Origin of the sequence: Pedobacter sp. (genome assembly GCF_040513095.1) — a bacterium.
Lineage (GTDB): Bacteria > Bacteroidota > Bacteroidia > Sphingobacteriales > Sphingobacteriaceae > Pedobacter.
Map to the genome: position 1 here is coordinate 106336 of NZ_JBEVDX010000061.1, position 21207 is coordinate 127542.

The window sequence follows — 21207 nt, forward strand, 5'->3', positions numbered from 1 at the left end:
TTCACCAAAGATAATAGTTTGACCTTAATTACTAATGAAAAAAAGCCAGGAATTTCCCGGCTTTTGTGTGACATTAAACTGTAAGTATTTTTAATATTCTTCAGCAATAACTCCATAAAAATCCCTGATCCTGGCGAAAGCAGGATGCAGTGAAACCACGTCGCCGAATACCAGCAATGCCGGAGATGAAATGTTGTGGTCTTCTATCAATTCTGCAATTGTATCTACCACGCCAACTACGATGTTTTCGTTTTTACTTGATCCGTTCTCAATTACGGCAACAGGCAGCCTGTCTTTTCCTTCCTGAATAAAAATTGCTGCAATTTCCCTTATTTTCTCAATGCCCATCAGCACCACAACAGTGGCATTTGATCTTGCTGCACCGGTCAGATCAGGTGAAACCTCACCTTTCGCATTTGTTCCGGAAAGTACCCAGAAGCTTTCGCTCAGGTCACCGTAAATCATAGGTATTTTATGCAGACCCGGTACCCCAGTTGCACTGGAAATACCCGGAATAATTTCAGTTTGTATGCTGTAGGATTCTGCAAAATCGACTTCTTCAAAGCCTCTGGCAAAAACGAAAGGATCACCACTTTTAAGACGGACTACATGTCCATAGTTCAGCGCGTAATCAATCATCAACTTATTTACAGCATCCTGTGAAAATGATTCATCATCAGAACGGCCTACAAAAATCTTTATCGCATGTTCAGGTGCATGGTTCAGTAAAGCGCCATTGACCAAAGCATCATACAATACCACATCGGCTGTGTTTAGTGCCTTTACTCCTTTAAGACTAATTAAATCAGGATCTCCGGGGCCAGCTCCAACCAGTGTAATACGTGGTTCCAGGTTGCTGCTTTTTGTTTTATTTAAAATCATAACCGAAATTTTATAGGTTTGTATGTGTGTTAGCAGAGCAAATATACAAAGTCTATTGGATAAGTAGTCTTTATTTTTAAATAAATTTATTTGTTACCTGAAAAGCCTCAGATCAGACCAGAAGGTCGTCTATATTTTCACGTGCGATTACATCGGCAACGGAAGTTCTGGAAAGCACCTGTAAGGTGGCATCCCTCACATCAATAAATGTTTTTCTTATTCCGCAAGTTTTCTCGTCGTGGCACTCATCGCATTTGCGGTAAAATTTCAGGCTGGCACAGGGAACCATGGCAATAGGGCCATCAGTAATCCGCAGAATATCGGCCAGATAGATGTCAGCAGCGTTTTTGTTGAGGCTATATCCCCCGCCTGCGCCTTTTTTGCTATACAGATACCCGGCATTACGCAGGTCTAATAATATCTGTTCCAGAAATTTCCGGGGTATCATCTCCTGTTCTGCCAGTCTAACGATCTGCATGGGAGGGTTTTCTACGTTTTTGCCTAAAGCCACCAGTGCTTTAATGGCATATTTTGTTTTCTTAGACAACATATTGGATACAAAGCTAAGAAAAGATTTAGGTAATGATAAATGCTAAATATTTAGTTAGCCAATAGTTCCGGGAAATAAAATGAATTTATTCCCCGGAATGGTTAATTAAAATTGATTATCATGGTTATTCTTTGATGAAATCTTCATAAAAATCAGCAGGCGCTTCGGTGTCTGCAGAAGCTTCATTTTTAACTGTTGCCAGCAAAGCGATCAGCTTTTTCTCAAGCCTTTCGTATTCAGCTCTGTGCTGCTCTGTTCTTTCAGGTACAGCCTGGGCAGGATCAACCAGCGAAGAAACTTTAGATTCTAAATAGGAGTTATAGGTTTCGGCAGTCCTGTCTGCCAGGTCATACAGGAGTTCTTTATAGGTCATAATTGTATATTTAATAGATAGGTATATAACGCAGGTTATTCTATTTTGTTTCTGACAGATTTCTGCTCATGATTAGGGCATTCTGTGGAGAATGTCATCAAAAAATTTGCAAGTAAAAAATCACAAATAACTGATTTTAAGCGCTGTGATAAGATTTTGGCAATATGGCATCATTTTAATCCTGCTGTAAGAGAATTGAAACAGTAATTTTTAAATAATAGAACACAACATGAAAAATTTCATTTTATCAGCAGCTATCATAGCATTCGCAGGCGTATCAACAGTTAAAGCAAATGAAATCAAAACACCGATGAGTATTTCTGCACCATCAGACAGTACTGCGAATAAAGTTCCTGTTAAACTGGAAGAACTGCCTGAAGCAGTAAAGACTACATTAAAAGCGAATGCTTACAAGGAGTGGACACCTACTACCGCATTCTTAATCACGAAATCGGATAAATCAACCTTCTATCAGGTTGACGTTAAAAAAGGAACTGATGTAGCCTATTTACAATTAAGCAAAGACGGTTCTATCATCCAATAAATACAACTAAACACAAAATATGACGATATTAAAGCCGGAAATGCTCCGGCTTTCGTATTTTTGCCATTATATCAAAGCAGATACCTATGGCGAAAATACTTATTATTGAAGATGATCTAACTTTCTCACAGCTGTTAGAGGGCTTTCTTAAAAAGCATGGCCATCAGCCATTTATCGTTCATGACGTCAAAAATTCTTTCAAAATATTAGCACAGCATTCCTTTGAACTTTTACTGGTAGATTACCGTCTGCCAGACGGTACGGGACTTGAAGTACTGTCTCACGTACGTGAAAAGGGACTCAATTATCCTGTTGTGATTATGACCAGCTTTAACGATGTACGGACCGCCGTTAAATCCATTCAGCTGGGTGCAATAGATTACATTACCAAACCAGTGAATCCGGATGAGTTGTTAATGACCATTGGAGGAGCACTGGAGAAAAAAACGGAAAGTGGTATTCAGGATACTGTTGAGCATGCCGATTTTATCAGGGGCAAAAGCGCAACAGCTGACAAACTTTATGCACATATTGATCTTGTAGCACCTACGGATATGTCTGTCATTATACAGGGCGAAAGTGGTACTGGTAAAGAATATGCTGCCAGGACGCTTCATGCCCAGAGCAAACGCAGTACAAAACCTTTTGTTGCTATTGACTGCGGTGCCCTGTCAAGGGATCTTGCTGCAAGTGAACTTTTCGGTCATGTGAAAGGTGCATTTACAGGTGCCGTGACTGACAAAAAAGGACAGTTTGAAGCAGCTGAAGGAGGCACACTGTTTTTAGATGAGGTAGGTAACCTGAGCTATGAGGTGCAGGTGAAGCTTTTGAGGGCCTTACAGGAAAGGGTGATCCAGCCCGTAGGTAGCACCAAAAAGATCGCAGTTAATGTTCGCATTATCACTGCAACGAATGACGACCTGCTGAACAGCATTCAGAACGGGGAATTCCGCGAGGATCTTTATCACCGTTTAAACGAATTCAAAATTCTGCTCCCCGCACTGCGCGACCGCGGCAGGGACCTGGAACTTTTTATTGATCATTTTATCAGACTCTCGAATGAGGAACTGGACAGGAATGTTCAGAAACTTTCGGCACCGGTGAGGGACCTGCTGCTTAATTATGACTGGCCAGGTAATCTGCGGGAATTGAAGAATGTAATTAAAAGGATGGTGCTGCTCACGCCTACTGATACAGCCGGTCTGGAAGCACTTCCAGATGAGATGATCCTGGCAATCAGACAGGCGCCAAAACCAACGGGATCAGATCTGAAAGCCATTAATGAAAGTAATGAAAAGACGCTGATTATTGAAACCCTGATCAAAGTAAAATATAACAAATCAAAAGCGGCTAAACTGCTTAACATTGATAGAAAAACGCTGTATTCAAAGATGGAGCGTTACGAAATTGAATGAGATCAGCCAATTTTCAGGTCTACCAGCTGCATGAGCAAGCCCAATCTGCTGATGCAGCTTTTTAGTTTTTCACGGTGCGGATCTGTGATGGTATCTGACGCAGCAAGTTCGATTTCCATCAGCCTGAACTCTGCAGCCAGTTTACCGGAGCCCATCTGCGCTGTCCTCCCCGCGATCCGGTGAACAATCAGCCTGGATAACTCCAGGTCATTTTTTAGTATCCCCTGTTCCAGTTCTGCTATATCATTCTCACAATCTTCCTTGAACCTGTGCAGAATATTTAACAGCAGTTCCTGATCGCCGAAGGTCATTTTCTCCACTACCGAAGTGTCCAGGGCTACATCATCCTTTTCATCTTCAATATTTTCACTGTAAGTATTGCTTTCCTCTGCCTGATCAGGCTCTTCCTCAAGGTCTTCCGTACTAAAAACAGCAAGCAGGTCATTTTCTCGGAAAGGCTTCATGATCAGTCCGTCGAATCCCTGCTCCAGTACAGCTTCCAGTTCTTCGGGCAGTACCTGGGCGGTCATGGCGTAGATCTTTACATCCGCCGGAATCCTTTCTTTCATCATGCGGCAAAGATCCGTACCTGAAATCTCCGGCATCCGCATATCCATCAGCATGTATTTTACTGCCGGGTCCCATTCCGCATCAAGTACTTCAGCAGGCGAACTAAAGCATACATGCGGAATTCGTTTTTTGCTGAAGATAATCTCACACAGATCCAGGATCAGCTGATCATCATCAACTACCCAGACTTTATCATTGGTATTGAGTTTTTTTGCAGGTACCGGAAGAACTTTTTCTACCTGCACTGCATCAGCCACTTTAAAGGTAAGATAGACAGTAAAGGCACTGCCGGAGCCCGATTTACTTTTTACGTATATCCGGCCATCCTGATTTTCTACCAGCGATTTAATAATGGTTAACCCCAGTCCTGCCCCTGCTTTATTGATCACCTCTTTATCAGTAGAATCTATCTGTTCAAATTCATTGAAGATCCTGCTGCTTTCTTCTTCGGTAAATCCTATACCAGTATCTTTTACCATAAATGTAAAATGCAGATTGCCAAGCTGTCGCTTGTAATAAACTGATAAAACGACTTCTCCTTTCTGGGTAAATTTGACGGCATTGCTCAGCAGGTTGTACAGGATCTGCTTTAACCTGAAAGCATCACCTTCGACAAACTCAATACCCTGCAGTTCTATGGAAGTACGCATTATAAGATTCTTCTGTTCGGCCTGCGGTTTCATTACAGAAACCACTTCATCTAAAAGCTCTCTGATATTAAATGCTTTCCGTTGAAAAGTAAATTTCCCAGAAATAATGCGGTTATAGTCCAGTATTTCATTGACAATCTGCAGCAGGTGCTCAGAAGAATGATAAATAGCTTCGATGTCCTTGTGCTCCGGGTGCTTCTGGTTCCTGATGATCTCTGCGTATCCAATGATCGACTGCAGCGGGGTTCTGATTTCGTGGCTCATATTGGAAAGAAACCGCTGTTTTGCCATACCATGGTATTCAGCTTCGTCACGGGCGGCTTCCAGTTCCTTTCTGTAAAGGTTGCTTCTGGTGATATCTGTCAGGATCAGGTATAACAAAATGATGGTCAGCAGAAAAAAGCCAATCATGATCCAGCTGATCCTTGTTATACCGGTATTTACTACCGCTTTGGCCTGTATGCCGTTCTGCTCGATCTGGGAAACCACTTCAGCTTCTACTTTCCTCAGGATATCGAGCATCTGTCGGGTTAGGGCATCATTGGCATTGGCCAAGACCGCTTCCCTGTCCAGAAATCTTGCGCTTTTAATGCGCTGTTCACTGGCAATTGTACGCAATGATTTTTCAAGTCCCTTTGCAATGATCGTTTCTCCTGACAGGGCAATTGTATCTCTTTTTATTTTTTCTTCGTTGGTAACCTGATAGGATTTACTTTGTTCAGGCGTATCGTTTTTCTTGCTAAAAATCCTGCTTAAAAAGCCTCTTCGTTTGGCTGCAGATTCATCTACCGGAAGGATTGTAACCGTGGAGGTTTTTTTTTCTGTGGTTACAATAGTACTGTCCTGCAGCTGCGGCGGCCTGTTGACCAGTTCATTCAGCTTCTGAACTTCTTCGGTGAATGACTTGTTATTGACCAGCCCTTCGCGCACTTTCAGGTAATTAACAAATTGTTTATCCCTTGCAACCAGTAGTTTTTCTATCGATTTTATCCTGTTCAGCTGTACCGGATCAGTATTGTACATTCCTCCAAGGGAATCCAGCAATAACTTCAGCTGCCGGGAGTCCTTTAAAAAGCCACTGTACTTTCCCGGAGAGTTCAGCGCCGTAGTTCTCTGCTGCTGATCCAAACTGGCCACTTTCCTGGAAACCTGGTTCACCAGACGTAATTTGGCATTTGGCGTGGAGATTGTATCCACCGTATCCAGCATTTCATTAAAGGCGATCTTGCTTACTCCCCAGGCCAGAAAAAGGGCAAAGAGTGCAAGTATAAATCCACTAATGATCTTGCCTTTGGCCGCACCTAAAAAACTCTTTTCGGAAACATCTATCATTTTGCAGTATCAGGTATGAACTGTAAAGATAACATGATCAGAGGGATTTTGTGTGACTTATATCATCGTGCGGAAGGTGAGGTTGATCCTTGGACGGGTAACCTTTGTGGTTTTCGGCAGCTGATGCAGCCAGTTGCTTTGCGTGGCACCTTTCATCAGGAGTAAACTTCCACTCTCCAGGATCAGCGAAAGGGTATGTTTGGTTTCCCTGTGTTTGAACGCAAACTTTCGCTCTGCGCCAAAGCTGACTGAGGCAATGCTGGTGTTTTTCCCCAGGGATTTCTCATCATCGCTGTGCCAGGCCATTCCCTCATTGCCATCATGATACAGATTGAGCAGGCAGGAATTAAATCTTGTTCCGGTTATTTGCTCAGTGAGCTGTTTGATGGCCAGGAGTTCAGGTGTCCATGCCAGAGCTTCTTTAGTGATGTTGGAATAGGTGTAGGAAAATGCATTGTCACCATACCAGGCTACTTTCCTTTTGGTAATGATATGTTTACCAAAAATCACTGCTTCGTCGTTTTTCCAGGCAATGTTACCCAGCAGTTTTTGCAGGTAATCCTCTGCTTCTGCATTAGAAACTATTTGTCCGTAATAATAACTCTCGCCATCATAGGGCAATAGATTAGTGATACCGCCTGTATTAAATAAATCCATCTTTGAGCTGATTGTCTGGTAATATTAACTGATTATCTTTTAATATGCCGTTTTCTGCCTGTGCTGCTTCCCATCCAATGATTGCCTGCTTGCGGATACTTCCCCAGCGGTACTGACCAAATACACCGGTGGCTTGAATGACGCGGTGACAGGGGATCAGAAAAGCAACAGGATTTGCCCCTATTGCGGTTCCTACAGCGCGAGAAGCTGAGGGAAGGCCAATGCTTTTGGCAATCGATCCATAGGTACTTAACCGTCCTACCGGGATCTTAAGCAGTGTTTCCCACACTTTTAACTGGAAATCGGTTCCTTTTAAATGCAGTTTAACCTGATTGGGCTGTGACCAGTTTTCAAGGAAGATCCGCAGTACGTCCCGCTGAAATGCATCAGTCTGCTGCTGATAATGCGCCTGTGGAAATTTAACCTTTAGTACAGCTAGTTCGGCCTCTTCATCTTCGGTAAAAGCAATAAAACAAACGCCTTTAAGTGTAGAGGCTACCAGAACCCTGCCGAAAAATGTATCAGAAAAGCTATAGTTGATCCGCAGCTGTTCTCCTCCGTTTTTATATTCCCCCGGGGTCATTCCTTCCATGGTAATGAACAGGTCGTGCAATCTTCCTGTACCGGAAAGCCCGGTTTCAAATGCTGTTTCAAAAAGAGTAGCCTGACTATCTTTGAGCATTTTCTTTGCATGGGCCAGCGTAAGGTACTGCAGAAATTTCTTGGGGCTTACCCCTGCCCAATCTGTAAACAGCCGCTGAAAATGAAATGGACTGAGGTTGACCTGCTCTGCGATCTCATCAAGGCTGGGCTGTGTTCTGAAATTGGTATTGATATAGTGAATTGCTGAGGCAACGCGCCCGAAGTTTGTTTCTTCCTGGATATTCATATCATTGATGTTTCAGCAGTAAAAATAAACAGGATAAATTCAGTAGCCTACCCGAAACTTGCGCTTTGATGAATTATTTCATTCCTTGAGCTGATCCGGTTATATTTGACCTCAATGAAACCTCAGTTCTTAATTGCAGCTCCACACAGCGGTGCCGGTAAAACTACTGTTACCCTTGGGGTGATCAGGGCTTTGTGCAACAGCGGATTGGTTGTACAGTCGTTCAAATGCGGCCCGGACTATCTTGATCCAAAACTGCATACCATCGCTTCCGGCAGGACAGGGATCAACCTGGATCGTTTTATGATGGATGATGCACATATCAGGGGCATCTACAGCAGTTACGGAGCTGATGCAGGTGTACTGGTCACAGAAGGTGTAATGGGTCTTTTTGATGGCGCAGTGAAAATGGAAGGAAGCAGTGCGGACCTCGCAGGATTTCTGAATATCCCTGTTATACTGATTGTGAATGCCAAAGCTATGGCCTATTCCGTAGCTGCCCTGCTGCTGGGTTTTAAGCTTTTGCGGACAGATATACACATAGCGGGTGTGATCTTCAATTTTGTAGAACACGAATCCCATTACAAATTACTAAAAGACGCAGCAGAGGATGTTGGTATTACGGCACTTGGCTTTTTGCCAAAAAATGAGGGAATGCAGATTCCATCGAGACACCTGGGATTAAAAACAGGTACGGAAATCGATCAGGAGGCGATTATTGAAGAGGCAGCAGCACACATTCAAAAACACATCGATCTGGATGAACTGATGCGTATAACAACAAACCCCTTTCCTGATGTATCTCCTGTTTCTACGGCCCCGCTGTTAAGAGACATAGCATCTTTGCAGGAGGATACCCTCCCGAAACTAAAAAAAAGAACAATATTGGTTGCCCGGGATGAAGCCTTCAACTTTTTATATGCAGAAAATATCCGCGTTCTGGCTGGCCTCGGAGAAGTTATTTATTTCAGTCCCCTGAATGACACAGTACTCCCGGCGGCAGACCTGATTTACCTTCCCGGAGGATATCCGGAATTGCATCTTGAAGCTTTATCAGCCAACATCGTTTTGATCCGGCAAATCATCACTTACTCTGATCAGGGTGGAAAATTCCTGGCAGAATGCGGTGGAATGATGTACCTCGGCAAGTACATTGCCGATGAGGAAGGAAGGCAATTTCCGATGACAGGAATTCTGGATATATCCACTGGTATGCAGCAGAAAAAGCTTGCTCTGGGCTATAAGCGTGTAAATATTGCCGGGACTGAACTGAGGGGGCATGAATTTCATTATTCCCATTTTATAGATACACCAGAACAGGTTGTTGGTATCCAGGTATGGAATGCGAGAGATGAAGTTCTGAAAACCCCTGTATTTCATACTGATCAGGTTCTGGCCAGCTATCTCCATTTTTATTTTGGAAATAACACCAAAGCCATTAAAACGCTTTTATTTAGTTAGTTACAAGGATTGCGTACTTACATCAGCACTTTCAAAACTGGCCATTTCATTCAGAAACTTTACTGCACTGTGCAGCAGCGGAAAGGCCAGCGCACAGCCTGTACCTTCGCCTAAACGTAAGTTTAATTTCAATAAAGCTTTGGCATCCAGCTGATCAAGCAATATACGGTGTCCCTGTTCGTCAGACTGGTGGCTGAAAATGGCGTTGGCTTTTACCTGCGGATTTAGTTTAAAAGCACAAAGGTACGCTACCGTACAAATAAATCCATCCACAAGAATCAGCATATTTCTCCTTCTGGCTTCGAGTATCGCCCCTGCAATCTGCATGATTTCAAAACCGCCAAAGTGAGCCATCAGCAGTTTCGGCTCAAGGCTACCCTTGTAATGGCTGATTGCAGTTTGTAATATCTCCTGTTTTTTCTGCAATTGAGCAGCATTGACACCCGTTCCTCTTCCTACGCAATCTTGTAAGGGAAGACCACACAGCATATGCATCAATACAGAAGCACTTGAAGTATTGCCAATACCCATTTCACCAAAACCAATTGTATTGCTACCCTTGGCTGCTATTTCTGCAACCACCTCTGCACCTATTTGCAAACAAAGTTCCAGTTCCTTAGCTGACATTGCCGGGCCGTGCAGGAAAGAATTTGTTCCTTTCGCTATTTTATGAACGATAAGATCGGCATTGCTGGCAAAATCATAATTTACCCCGGCGTCAACAACCTTCAGGCTGATCTGGTGCTGCCTGCAGAAAACATTAATCGCGGCGCCGCCTTCGAGGAAATTATTGACCATCTGCCGCGTCACTTCCTGCGGATAAGCACTCACGCCATGATGAGCGATCCCATGGTCCGCAGCGAAAACAAGCAGATGAGGCATCTTAATCTCAGGGCTAGTGCTTCCAAGTATGGTACCAATCTGGAGCGCCAGGTCTTCGAGCTTACCTAAGGAGCCCAAAGGTTTTGTTTTACCATCAATAGTAGCCTTCAGCTGTGCAGAAATGTTTTTTGGCAGCTCTTGAGTGTACTTGTCGCTTTCATCAGCCAGCGGGCTTGCCAAGGATTTGATTTCTGTGACTGATGGGAGTTCTGATTTATTTTTCCAGCCCAGTTGCTGTAACATGGGCTGTTTCTCATAATCTGTTGCAGGTTTGCCCACACAGAAATAGCCCAGGGGTTCAATTTCATCGGGCAGGTTCAATATCTTTTTAAACTGGTAGTAGTTTAATATTGATACCCAGCCCATGGAATACCCCTGTTCCGTTAGGGACAGCCATATGTTTTGCACAGCACACACTGCACTTGATTTGATCGTATCATTGCTGGCAATAGTGCCGATGGTAAATTCATTCAATACAGAGCGGTCATAACAAACGACCAGACCGAGCGGGGCATCTGTAATCCCTTCCAGTTTTAAAGCCTGGTAGGCTGATTTTTGCTGTTCTGTTTCAATCAACTCTTCAGCCTTTTGGTTATAGCTGTCAAAAAGTTGTTTTACGGCTTGTTTTATTTCCTGCGAACGGATAACGTAATAACGGGTAGCATCAGTTAGTCCGACTGAGGGCGCCATATGACCAGCTTTCAGCGCTTTTTCGAGCACCGCATCCGGCACCGGCTCATTTGTAAAATGTCGGGTATCACGTCTCAATTTCAACAGGTCTTCTAACATAATTTCTTTTTTAACAGGTATTTTCCTTACAGTAACTGGCCTACAACCGGCATCAGGTTTTCTTCTGAGATTTCGTCCATTGATATATATTGCGCACCTAGCGTTGCTGCCAGTTCTTCGGCTTTGTTTAAATTAAAGAAATTGGATTCAGTGTTTACAATCAGCGACTGAATGTTATTTTTCTTTAGCTGCGCTGCCAGTTCAAGGCTCTGGCTCCATGGATCGCCTTCAGCTTCCAGGGCAACATTCGCTTTCGCGTCAGTGAGGATAATCAGTATTGGATGATAAGTTTTGCTGAACTGATCCGCCATGTTTAATGCCATTTGCAGGGCGTGGGGCAAGGGTGTACGGCCGCCGGTAGGTAAAGTTCTCATCGCCTCCTCTGCGAGTTCGATGCTTTGGGTTGGATGCAGCAGTACCTGCGCTTCTATTCCGCGAAAAGCGATCACGCCTACAGTATCCCTTTTCTGGTAAGCATCCGTCAGCAGCTGCAGCACAGTACCTTTTACAGCTTCCATCCTTTTGCTTGCTGCCATCGAGCCGGAAGCATCCACAACAAACAGGATCAGGTTACTCATCCTGCCTTTACGTTGTTTCTGCTGCAGATCACCCATCGTGATATCTAGTTCAGCAGGATTTCGCTGTAAGGCATGTATTACCGTTGCATCCACAGCTATACCTGAGCCATTTTGAAAAGGTACAGGACGGATGTAAGCTCCTCTTTTTGTATCGGCTACCGTTGTACGTTTACCCGGCTGTTCAGCCCTGCTGCTTAATCCCTGAACAGTAGGCAGGATGATTGCTGCACCAGCATCGAATATTTGTTCATCAGATGAGTCAGCAGTTGAATTGTCATCATTTTCTTCCTCTTCCGCTGATTGCTGAGAAGAAGACAAGTTTTCAGGAGTACTATTTTCACTGGAAGGAGCTTTTTCGTCCGATGATGTTCGGTCAGCCTGTGAAGGGTCATTTGACTTTTGCGTGGATGGTGGCGAATGCCTTTGACTCTTACTGCTGCGATGGGCAAGAGCCAATTCCGCAGCTTCCCTGATATCTGCAGCAGTAACCTCAGTGCGCTGGTCTAAGGCAGCCAGTGTTACGGCAGTTTTATACATCACAATGTCTGCCCGAAGACTTTTCACACCCAGTTCAGTAGTAATCTCACTGATGAGGGTTAGCAGGTCATCATGCAACTGAACCTCAGGCAGTAATTGTTTAGCCTTCAGGAGCTGTTGCTGCAGATTCGCCTGACTCCGCTCCCATTGCTGAACAAAAGATACGGGATCATTTTCAAAAGCGATTCTTCTCCGGACCACTTCAGTTCTCTCTTTCACTTCGCCTGGCGCCTCAACGCTCAGCATCAGGCCAAACCTGTCCAGGAACTGCGGACGCAGCTGTCCTTCTTCCGGGTTCATGGTTCCGATCAGTGTAAACTTAGAGGGGTGACTCAAAGAAAGTCCTTCCCTTTCAATCCTGTTTTCGCCCATGGCAGCTACATCCAGCAATACATCTACCAGATGATCGGGCAGTAAGTTCACTTCATCAATGTACAAAATGCCCTGGTGAACTGCTGCAAGCAATCCTGGCTGAAACTTCTTTTTCTTTTCTACCAGGATACCCTGCAGGTCAAGACTACCGATTACCCTTTCTTCGGTAGCACCAATGGGTAGATTGATAAAGGGAACCTGTACTTGCTCAAGTAATCTTTCAGCCTCCTGGCAGACTTCACAGCTATCCAGGGGATGATTCTCCGGACAATTAAACTGGCAGAAGGTTATCTTGGTAATCTGGGGTACAATTTCCGCCAGGGCACGGGCAGCGGTACTTTTTGCAGTACCTTTGTCACCCTGGATCAGCAGACCGCCGATTCCCGGATTAATGGCACATAACAGCAAAGCTTTTTTAAGTTTTCCCTGCCCGACAATTGCTGTAAACGGATAATTCATAGCTTATATTTTCTACATCCTGATAGCAGGATATTAAACTTCATTTCTTTCTTCCAGTAAAGCTTCACTTTCAAGGTAAAGCTGTTTGAGTGCCTCCAGTGTTTCAGGAGAAGCCGCCCACATTTCACGCTGTACGGCCTCCAGCAGCCTTTCAGCGATCGCATGTAATGCCCATGGGTTGTTTTTAGCAAAAAACTCCCGCATTCCTTTATCCAAAACATAGGTTTCTGCGAGCTGCTGGTACATCCAGTCGTCCACTACCTGTGCGGTGGCGTCATAGCCAAAAATATAATCCACGGTAGTTGTCAGCTCCAGGCCACCCTTATACCCATGTTTTTTGATACTCTCCAACCATTTGGGATTAACTACCCTGGACCGGAAAACACGCATTACCTCTTCCTTCAGATCTCTCACTGCTGCCCTGTCCGGGTTCTGAGTATCACCAAAATAACTTTTGGGCTGCCTGCCGCTGAGGCTTCTTATAGAGGCAATCATCCCGCCATGAAACTGCAGATAATCATCACTGTCAAAGATATCATGCTCCCTGTTATCCTGGTTATGCAGGGCAACCTCTACCGTAGCCAGTCTATTTCTGAATTCCTCCCTTGCATCAACGCCATTTGCGCTTCTGCTATAGGCATATCCTCCCCAATTGATATAGGTTGTTGCGAAATCAGCATCAGAATCCCAGTTCCGCTCCTGTACAAGTTCCAGTATCCCCGCGCCGTAACTGCCCGGAGGTGAACCAAAGATCCGGAATGAAGCTTTTTCTTCTGCCTGTTCCAGGGAAAGGTCTTCTGCCTGCAGATCTGCCAGGTCTTTTACATAATGTTTTCGTACAAAGTTATTTTCAGCAGGCTCAGCTTCTTCGTCAATTGCCATCTGTACTGCTTCATCGATCAGGTCAATCAGGTGTGGGAAAGCGTCTCTGAAGAAACCACTGATACGGGTGGTTACATCAATTCTTGGGCGTTTCAGTTCTGCCAGGGAGATCAGTTCCAAGCCCACTACTCTCCTGCTTTCCGGCTGCCACACTGGTCTAACGCCCAGTAAAGCAAGAATTTCTGCCACGTCATCGCCTTGCGTGCGCATCGCACTTGTTCCCCAGATACTAATGGCAACGCTCTCAGGATAGAAACCTTTCTCCTTCAGGTGACGCTCCAGTACTTCGTTTGCCAGCTGCTGACCTACCTGCCAGGCAGCCTGTGAAGGCAGAGCACGGGGGTCAACGCTGTAAAAGTTACGGCCTGTGGGCAGTATATGCGCCATTCCTCGCGTAGGTGCTCCACTTGGGCCCGAAGGGATATATCCACCGGATAAACCATGCAGCAGGTTACTGATCTCATCATAGGTTTGCGCCAGATTAGGCAGCAAAAGCTCACAGACATAACTCAGAACACTGATGACCCCTGTACTTACAGCAAGGGCTTTACCAAAAGTATCCTGATAAACCTGCTGTACTGATCCGGGGTTAAAATGATATTTTTGCAACAGCTGCAAAAGGTGGTTTCCCAATTCCTCTATCACTTCCAGGGCATCCGCAGCAGTTATCACCGGTCTTCCGGCAAGAACTATAAAATCCTGAGGTACATTGGTCAGGCGCTGCCCCTTTCTGTCGAGCAGCTCATTGATATCAAAACCAAACAGTGCTGCAATTTCAGGTGGAAGTCCGGGGACACCAATATTTGACAAACGGGTGAGCGACTGTAACATGTCGATCAGCGCTGTTCCTGTTGGTGCCTGGCCAAGGGTATGTAATCCATTGCGGATCTGCGCAGCTCCTAATTCACAGAGATAACCGTCGATATCCTCAATTAAATGTGCAATATCCTTGCCGTCCATTTCTGTAATACTTACAGGCACACCCTCCGGGGTCATCTCATCGTCCCATTCGTGTTTGTGATCACCGTGATCACGTTGCAGCATTACGGAAAGGTCCTTATCCAGATTCGTCTGTTTGATCAGGCTCCATATCTGATGTTGCAGCAGCGGAAGTTTTGAGGGATCCAGGGTCTCCACCTGGTAATATTCATCTACCAGCTGCGTCAGCATAGCCAGTTCACCGTAGCTATCTGCAGAGGTCATGGCTGGCGTAAGATGGTCTACTACAACAGCATGTGCACGGCGTTTTGCCTGCGAACCTTCACCCGGATCATTGATGATAAAGGGGTAAAAAAGGGGCAGGTCAGCAAGAAATGCATCTGGAAAACAATTTTCTGAAAGGCCTATACTTTTCCCTGGCAACCATTCCAGGGTACCGTGTTTGCCCACATGGACGATTGCATCTGCTCCCCAGTCGTTCCGCAGCCATTTGTAAAAAGCATGGTAATGGTGTGTAGGCGCAAGGTCAGGCATGTGATAGATCGCATCAGGATCCATTCCATAACCCCGCGGCGGCTGCAAGGCAACCATTGCATTGCCAAACTCAAGGCCGGCAAAAGCAATATGTCCGTCGTTTATATACGATTGTCCGGGAGAGGGCCCCCATTGTTTTTCTATCTTTCTCTGTAATTCTGAAGGCAGTTCGCTGAACCAGCCTTCATACTGAGCGAATGGTACCTGCCCTACTGCATTGGCCAGTTGTTGTGGCGTGAGGTAGGTTTCATCATAGGAACAGCGGTTGACCAGATCATGGATTAGTTCCGTTCCCGAAGCAGGAAGGCCATCAATCCTATACCCTTCGGACTGCATCGCTCTGAGCATCATCATCAGGGATTCCGGTGCATCCAGTCCTACGGCATTTCCGATTTGAGAAGCCTTGGTGCTCGAATTTGTAAATACAAACGCTACTTTTTTTTCCCTGTTCGGTAAATGTTTTAAGCGGGCAAAACGCACTGCCAATCCAGCTACGCTATCTATCCTGTCATCGAGAGACTCATATCCTTGCGCATCCTTTCCCTTCTCTTTGAATGAAACAGGCACTGTAATGATACGCCCGTCAAATTCCGGAATCGCCACATTCATGGCTGTATCCAGCGGGTTCAATCCTCTGCTGGAAGATTCCCAGGAACTCCGGCCCATGCCACTGGTAATGGCCTGTAAGATCGGCACATCCAGTTTACTCAATATATTTTTGCCTGCAGAGACAGCATTACCGTCCTGCATTGCGAAAGAAACTGTATTGATTAGTACGTCAATTATAACTTTGTTCTCTATGATAAAAAACCGGAAAGCAGATGGCCATCCAGTATTTGTATCTGATGCTTTTAAAGATGCCGTATAAACCGGGAGCACATTCAGACTTCTATCTTCCAGTGATCTGATCATGGCATCAATAAATGCGGTGTTGCCGCTCATAAAATGTGCACGGTAAAAAGTGATGCCCACAGTTGCCCATGAAGCATTTCTCCGCTGCTGCCAGTCTTCAAGACTTGCATTTTCAGGCAAGTCAGGATGGTAGATGCCATGTTGCGGCAATATGACCGGGGCATCAAAGCCAAAACCGGTCATCAGCAGCCGGTCAGACAAAAATTGCAGCAAGGAAACCATATTGACCTGTCCACCTGCATCCAGATAATTCAGGGTTTCCTGCAAGACATCCGGTGGAACAGTAGATACTGCAGCATATTCGGGATTAAAATCACTGGTACCGCTAACGAGGATCAGGTGTTGCCCCTGTTTTTTCACGCGGCTTACCAGTTCGCTGAATCCTGGAATGGTACCTGGCCTGCCCAGTATCCTGAGGATAATGATCTTCGCCCCTGCGATTTCGCGGTCAAGCAGCTGTGCCATATGGGCTTCGCTTTTCACGGCCAGAAGATTTATGCCCAGTGTCTGGGGAAATTCTTCGGGAAGAAACTGTAATGAACGGTGCAGGCTAAGCAGGTCTGTATCAGCATGAGAAAGAAATACTATGCCTTCCTTTGCCTGGTCGGCCGGGCTACTAAGCGAAGGGACCTCCGTACCTTTCCAGGTGTAAAACTGAAAGACATATTCACTGAGTTCTGCCGGTGGGACCTGGAAACCGTCAGCCGCGACCATGCTATCGATATAATCAAATATAGCCGTCACCTGCCAGTCACTGTTGATAGAGTGAAACCAGACCGAATGGCCGTCAAAAAGCAAGGTGACCACATTTGCAAGCGTGCATGGCCCCAGGCAACCGCCTTTGGTCATATGTACAACATTCCGCAGTTTACGGCCTAGCCACTCGCTTTTATACAGATCTACCGGTACCGCACTAAATCCCCTGTCAGTTCTGCCACAGCAGCAGGCATTGTAGCAATAGGACAGGTGCCCTCTTCTCTGAACCAGGTTAATGGCCTTTCCATCCGCTCTTGTAACCCGCTGCCGTTTAATTTCGCCCATTGCTTTTTTAAATGTTAAAACCTATTACAATTGAGATTTCGCTCTGTCAAAAGTATCAAGAATATTTAGCATTTACCTATGGTAAGGGATATCGGTTCGCAGTCCTATACCTTCTGGCCGATAAAAACTGTGCTATCGTCGGCCTGCGATACTGCCAAATTTTATACCTACTCCCATATACAGTGAAGCGCCGATTGTTCCTTTTGGCGAATAGGAAGCACTGCTAAAAATCACAGCAGATTTTAACAGGTTATCCGTCCCTGCGAAAAACTCGAAGTTGGGCGACTGGTAAAGACCCTGAGCTCCGATCAGCAGGAACTGGTTCATGTTTAAAGCTGGTGACAAACTGAAGGTAAATTCCTCCATTTTAAAATTATTGACCAGAATTATATCACCACCATTATAAAACAAATTCTTGGAAACTATGAAGTCAGGGCTGTAAAAATCATATGTTTTAGAAATCAGGAAATCAAGCTTTGCATTGGTTGGTGTATAAAATGCCTTATGCAGATTGTTACGTTCCAGCAGGTTTACCACTTTACGTTGAAAATCCTTTGAGATTCCGTTATTCCCGGTATTTAAAGTGACCAGGTCATTATTTAACAGTACAAAACTGGAGTTTTTATTCCAGCGGATAAATCCCAGGTCTTTGATATTTGCCATGATAAATACATCAGCGGCCGTGGTATAAGTGGTGCCAAAACTGGCCGATAAACCTGGGTTTTTAAAATCCGGCAGCAGTGTCTTCCTGTGCAATTCCCCGGTAAGCAGAAAGCTTGCTTTATATTTACCGGTAAGTCTTACAGCCAACTGATCTGGTGCTACAGCTAAACTCGATTGCGTAACGTTTGCGTTATTATAGGTAATTCCGCTCAGTATACCGAATTTTAAACCCCAGGCTATACCGTCTCCATAATCTACCCTGTAATTCGCACTAAATTGATGGTATGACTGTCCGTAGCCGTTCCCATTGAACAGCTCATTCTGTGAAGTGTTGAACCTACCATAGTTTCTTAAGGCAACTAACGTTTCATTTGTATAATCTGCATAAACATCTGAACGCAGTTGCCAGGAGAAACCCAGCTCTTGATTGTTTTCATAAAACGGGCTGGTTCTGAAAGTCAGCAGGTAAATATTAGAGGAACCAAATAGTTTATTTCGCCTGCCTGTACCTATAGGCAGATTACGGGTCTCAATAGCACCATCGTTCAGCTTTCTTTGCAAAGCATAACCCGCGTCTCCGCGATTACTTGCATTGATGCCCAGGTATGGCAGCAAAAAGTTAGATGCGTACTGCCGGGAATCATTATAAACAAATGCCTTTTGAGCGGGGTTTTCAAAAGCATCAAATAAAGTGTTCGTATTGAACAGCCCGAACTGCTGTGCCCTGAGTTGACATGAGATCAATAGAAGGCCGAAGAGGTATAATTTAGCCATATCATTATAAGATTTTCCAAATATTATAATTTTAAATTTAAAGACACAATATTGTCTATAGATTTATTTTTAATATGAAATATTCGTTATATTTTCTACTATTCATATAAAATACAATATAGTATAGATATAAAAGAAATTACTGTACTTCAATGAAGTAGTTTTATCTTATATTCTGGAGTAAAAATTAGCATTTCAACTATATCAAATAATAAAATTTAAAATTCTTTACACCCCAATTAAACATAGTTATTGTACAAAATTATCCTCAGGCGGAAGCTGCATTCAAACATATAATTTATGATAATACAGATAATGGTAAATAGAATAAGTCAGTATGAATTTAAAATCTTTTTGAAGTTGAATCGTCTACGCATACAGATATGCTAACATATCTGATCATACAAATGGCAAAAAGACTCCCTTTGATTATCCTGCTGTGGCTGGGTACTGACTACTACTTTCTTCAGGCTGTACAAACACTTGTAAATGCTGGCTCTTACAGCTGGGCCTACTGGTTCATCGATCTGGTATTAATGACTGGCATAGTTACTGCATTTTTTTTCCGCAGAGGCTCAAAAATGCAGCAAACACTGATTACCTGGCTCATGGGACTGATGTTGCTGGCATTTGTTCCCCGCTTGTTTTCGCTCCCATTTCTGCTGATTGAAGATATTACAAGGCTCTTTCGCGGTTTTCCAGCAAGGGCGCTCTGGGTCAGCGAGCTAACATTAGGAACAGCAGTTATATTATTTATTGCTGTTTTGTTTGGTATTACGCGCGGCAAACATTTTTACCGGGTGAGACGTGAAACAATCTATTTCCCGGATCTGCCGGAAACTTTTGATGGTTTCACGATCACGCAGATCACAGATGTTCACTCCGGAAGTTTTACTGACGCCGCAGGTGTGCAAAAAGGACTTGACCTTGTTAATGCCCAGCGGAGCGATGTAATCCTGTTCACCGGCGATCTGGTCAATAACCAGGCTTCAGAAATGGACAGATGGATCCCTGCATTTGCAGGATTGAAAGCCCCTATGGGTAAATTCTCAATCTTAGGAAATCATGATTATGGCGATTATATCCCCTGGATAACACCCGAGGCTAAAGATGATAACCTGAAAAGACTGAAACAAGTGCATACTGAAATCGACTTCCGCCTGCTGTTGGATGAGGCGGTAACCCTTAAAAAAGGTGAACAAACGATAACTCTGTTAGGTGTTGAAAACTGGGGCAAAGGCGGTTTTCACAAATATGGCGATTTGAAAAAGGCGACAGCCATGGTGCCAGATGACGCCTTCAAGATCCTGATGTCGCATGATCCCTCTCACTGGGATGCTGTTACACTCAATCATGACCAGCATATCCACCTCACCTTGTCGGGACATACACATGGCATGCAATTCGGAATTGAATTATTTGGCTTTAAATGGAGTCCGATCAAATATGTGTACAAACAGTGGGCAGGACTTTACGAGAAGAGTAACCGCTTTCTGTATGTGAACCGGGGCTTTGGATTTCTGGGCTTAAAAGGCAGGATTGGTATGTGGCCTGAAGTAGCTGTGCTGACGCTAAAGCGCGAATTATAAAATAAATTTATGAGATAAATCCTCTCAACCTTTTCAGGTCATACACTTGATAATGAAACATTTATTAATTTTATTAGCTACTAATCTGACCCTAAATGAAAAGATTTATGGAAAACCCGCTGAATAAATATTTACTTGTTATCTCTCCGGAGGAGCGTATCAGTAACCAGATTACTCAAATTAAATATGAATTTGCAAATTCGTATGGATGTACCTGCGCAGCACAATTAAAGCCCCACTGCACACTGCTGCATTTTATACAACATCCAATTACAGAAAATTATCTGGTCAAAAATTTTGATGTATCAGCTGCATATTGTGCTGCTATGAAAATCACTCTGAACGGTTTTGGACAATATCCCCGCCACACCATATACATTAATGTGGAAGAGTACAGGGCGCTTAAAAATATGGTTGAGACATTAAGATTCAAAACATTATCAGGGATAAAACTTATCAGTCCGGTTTACCTGACTGATCCTCATGTGACGATTGCAAGGAACATGACTGAAAAGCAGTTCACTCTGGCATGGAAAGAATGGGAAAATAGAAAATTTGAGGCCAGCTTTACCGCACACAGTATCCGCCTGCTTAAAAGAAAGATTACTGAAAAAGACCTGGGGACAAATGAAAAATACCAGGTTGTGAAAGATTTTGAGCTTGGCGGTAAAAAGGATACGAATGAACAACTCAGGATTTTTTAAGCGAAAAAAATCCCGTTCTACTTAGCGCAAAACGGGATTTGTAGCCCGTAGGGGAATCGAACCCCTATTTCCAGAATGAAAATCTGGCGTCCTAACCGGTAGACGAACGGGCCTTTTCAAAGCGACTCATCTTTGCAGATGCTGCTTCTCCAGGTAGCGGGGACCAGACTCGAACTGATGACCTTCGGGTTATGAGCCCGACGAGCTACCAACTGCTCCACCCCGCACT

15 protein-coding genes and 2 tRNA genes are annotated in these 21207 nt (G+C 44.3%); 5 read left to right on the top strand and 12 right to left on the bottom strand.

The features are described 5' to 3' along the window. Positions 1-90: 90 nt before the first annotated feature. From cobA to ABWY16_RS08445, 3 genes are all read right to left on the bottom strand, one after another. Positions 91-882 carry a uroporphyrinogen-III C-methyltransferase gene (gene cobA / locus ABWY16_RS08435; RefSeq protein WP_353904202.1) on the bottom strand — a complete coding sequence of 264 codons (792 nt, stop codon included), beginning with the start codon at positions 880-882 and terminating at the stop codon, positions 91-93. Between the two features lie 112 nt (positions 883-994). Continuing rightward, positions 995-1432 (bottom strand): RrF2 family transcriptional regulator, encoded by a 438-nt coding sequence (locus ABWY16_RS08440; protein WP_353904203.1) that lies wholly within the window; start codon positions 1430-1432, stop codon positions 995-997. Positions 1433-1556: 124 nt separating this feature from the next. Further along, positions 1557-1805, bottom strand: coding sequence for a hypothetical protein (locus ABWY16_RS08445; RefSeq protein WP_353904204.1), 249 nt, complete (start codon positions 1803-1805; stop codon positions 1557-1559). Positions 1806-2034: 229 nt separating this feature from the next. Here ABWY16_RS08445 and ABWY16_RS08450 point away from each other — a divergent pair, with 229 nt between their 5' ends. After that, positions 2035-2349: a hypothetical protein gene (locus tag ABWY16_RS08450; RefSeq protein WP_353904205.1), complete on the top strand. Its 315-nt coding sequence runs from the start codon at positions 2035-2037 to the stop codon at positions 2347-2349. Positions 2350-2435: 86 nt separating this feature from the next. Further along, complete coding sequence (locus tag ABWY16_RS08455) at positions 2436-3764, top strand: sigma-54-dependent transcriptional regulator (RefSeq protein ID WP_353904206.1); 1329 nt, start codon at positions 2436-2438, stop codon at positions 3762-3764. Positions 3765-3766: 2 nt separating this feature from the next. Here the strand turns inward: ABWY16_RS08455 and ABWY16_RS08460 are convergent, their stop codons facing one another. The 3 genes from ABWY16_RS08460 to ABWY16_RS08470 are packed head-to-tail and all read right to left on the bottom strand — an operon-like array spanning position 3767 to position 7862. Next, positions 3767-6316: an ATP-binding protein gene (locus tag ABWY16_RS08460; RefSeq protein ID WP_353904207.1), complete on the bottom strand. Its 2550-nt coding sequence runs from the start codon at positions 6314-6316 to the stop codon at positions 3767-3769. Between the two features lie 57 nt (positions 6317-6373). Continuing rightward, positions 6374-6973: an alpha-ketoglutarate-dependent dioxygenase AlkB family protein gene (locus ABWY16_RS08465; RefSeq protein ID WP_353904208.1), complete on the bottom strand. Its 600-nt coding sequence runs from the start codon at positions 6971-6973 to the stop codon at positions 6374-6376. Next, entirely contained in the window at positions 6960-7862 is a 903-nt protein-coding gene (locus tag ABWY16_RS08470; RefSeq protein WP_353904209.1) for a bifunctional transcriptional activator/DNA repair enzyme AdaA, read from the bottom strand. The genes ABWY16_RS08465 and ABWY16_RS08470 overlap by 14 nt, the downstream gene beginning before the upstream one ends. 114 nt (positions 7863-7976) lie before the next feature. Between ABWY16_RS08470 and ABWY16_RS08475 the strand changes: the two genes are divergently transcribed. Next, a complete protein-coding gene (locus tag ABWY16_RS08475; RefSeq protein ID WP_353904210.1) occupies positions 7977-9323 on the top strand; it encodes a cobyrinic acid a,c-diamide synthase CobB in 1347 nt (448 codons plus the stop codon). On the opposite strand, the gene cobT is transcribed toward ABWY16_RS08475, so the two are convergent. From cobT to ABWY16_RS08495, 4 genes are all read right to left on the bottom strand, one after another. Next, positions 9324-10994 (bottom strand): nicotinate-nucleotide--dimethylbenzimidazole phosphoribosyltransferase, encoded by a 1671-nt coding sequence (gene cobT / locus ABWY16_RS08480; protein WP_353904211.1) that lies wholly within the window; start codon positions 10992-10994, stop codon positions 9324-9326. Positions 10995-11020: 26 nt separating this feature from the next. After that, positions 11021-12940, bottom strand: coding sequence for a magnesium chelatase subunit D family protein (locus ABWY16_RS08485; protein ID WP_353904212.1), 1920 nt, complete (start codon positions 12938-12940; stop codon positions 11021-11023). Between the two features lie 33 nt (positions 12941-12973). Next, a complete protein-coding gene (gene cobN / locus ABWY16_RS08490; protein WP_353904213.1) occupies positions 12974-17248 on the bottom strand; it encodes a cobaltochelatase subunit CobN in 4275 nt (1424 codons plus the stop codon). A 132-nt stretch (positions 17249-17380) separates the two neighbouring features. Next, a complete protein-coding gene (locus tag ABWY16_RS08495) occupies positions 17381-18685 on the bottom strand; it encodes a DUF5723 family protein (protein ID WP_353904214.1) in 1305 nt (434 codons plus the stop codon). 407 nt (positions 18686-19092) lie between these two features. On the opposite strand from ABWY16_RS08495, the gene ABWY16_RS08500 reads away from it, so the two are divergent. Continuing rightward, positions 19093-20274, top strand: a complete 1182-nt coding sequence (locus tag ABWY16_RS08500; protein WP_353904215.1) for a metallophosphoesterase — start codon at positions 19093-19095, stop codon at positions 20272-20274. Positions 20275-20369: 95 nt separating this feature from the next. Beyond that, the gene (locus tag ABWY16_RS08505) at positions 20370-20978 is read left to right on the top strand and encodes a 2'-5' RNA ligase family protein (RefSeq protein WP_353904216.1); all 609 of its coding nucleotides are present in this window, start codon (positions 20370-20372) and stop codon (positions 20976-20978) included. A 41-nt stretch (positions 20979-21019) separates the two neighbouring features. Here the strand turns inward: ABWY16_RS08505 and ABWY16_RS08510 are convergent. Both ABWY16_RS08510 and ABWY16_RS08515 read right to left on the bottom strand, forming a co-directional pair. After that, positions 21020-21091: transfer RNA gene (locus ABWY16_RS08510), tRNA-Glu, on the bottom strand. A 41-nt stretch (positions 21092-21132) separates the two neighbouring features. Continuing rightward, positions 21133-21205, bottom strand: a tRNA-Met gene (locus ABWY16_RS08515). Positions 21206-21207: the final 2 nt, after the last annotated feature.

What these genes read in the sequence shown, in the direction of transcription:
- cobA (WP_353904202.1), bottom strand. Translation starts at nt 882, where the DNA reads ATGATTTTAAATAAAACAAAAAGCAGCAACCTGGAACCACGTATTACA.
- ABWY16_RS08440 (WP_353904203.1), bottom strand. Translation starts at nt 1,432, where the DNA reads ATGTTGTCTAAGAAAACAAAATATGCCATTAAAGCACTGGTGGCTTTA.
- ABWY16_RS08445 (WP_353904204.1), bottom strand. Translation starts at nt 1,805, where the DNA reads ATGACCTATAAAGAACTCCTGTATGACCTGGCAGACAGGACTGCCGAA.
- ABWY16_RS08450 (WP_353904205.1), top strand. Translation starts at nt 2,035, where the DNA reads ATGAAAAATTTCATTTTATCAGCAGCTATCATAGCATTCGCAGGCGTA.
- ABWY16_RS08455 (WP_353904206.1), top strand. Translation starts at nt 2,436, where the DNA reads ATGGCGAAAATACTTATTATTGAAGATGATCTAACTTTCTCACAGCTG.
- ABWY16_RS08460 (WP_353904207.1), bottom strand. Translation starts at nt 6,316, where the DNA reads ATGATAGATGTTTCCGAAAAGAGTTTTTTAGGTGCGGCCAAAGGCAAG.
- ABWY16_RS08465 (WP_353904208.1), bottom strand. Translation starts at nt 6,973, where the DNA reads ATGGATTTATTTAATACAGGCGGTATCACTAATCTATTGCCCTATGAT.
- ABWY16_RS08470 (WP_353904209.1), bottom strand. Translation starts at nt 7,862, where the DNA reads ATGAATATCCAGGAAGAAACAAACTTCGGGCGCGTTGCCTCAGCAATT.
- ABWY16_RS08475 (WP_353904210.1), top strand. Translation starts at nt 7,977, where the DNA reads ATGAAACCTCAGTTCTTAATTGCAGCTCCACACAGCGGTGCCGGTAAA.
- cobT (WP_353904211.1), bottom strand. Translation starts at nt 10,994, where the DNA reads ATGTTAGAAGACCTGTTGAAATTGAGACGTGATACCCGACATTTTACA.
- ABWY16_RS08485 (WP_353904212.1), bottom strand. Translation starts at nt 12,940, where the DNA reads ATGAATTATCCGTTTACAGCAATTGTCGGGCAGGGAAAACTTAAAAAA.
- cobN (WP_353904213.1), bottom strand. Translation starts at nt 17,248, where the DNA reads ATGGGCGAAATTAAACGGCAGCGGGTTACAAGAGCGGATGGAAAGGCC.
- ABWY16_RS08495 (WP_353904214.1), bottom strand. Translation starts at nt 18,685, where the DNA reads ATGGCTAAATTATACCTCTTCGGCCTTCTATTGATCTCATGTCAACTC.
- ABWY16_RS08500 (WP_353904215.1), top strand. Translation starts at nt 19,093, where the DNA reads ATGGCAAAAAGACTCCCTTTGATTATCCTGCTGTGGCTGGGTACTGAC.
- ABWY16_RS08505 (WP_353904216.1), top strand. Translation starts at nt 20,370, where the DNA reads ATGAAAAGATTTATGGAAAACCCGCTGAATAAATATTTACTTGTTATC.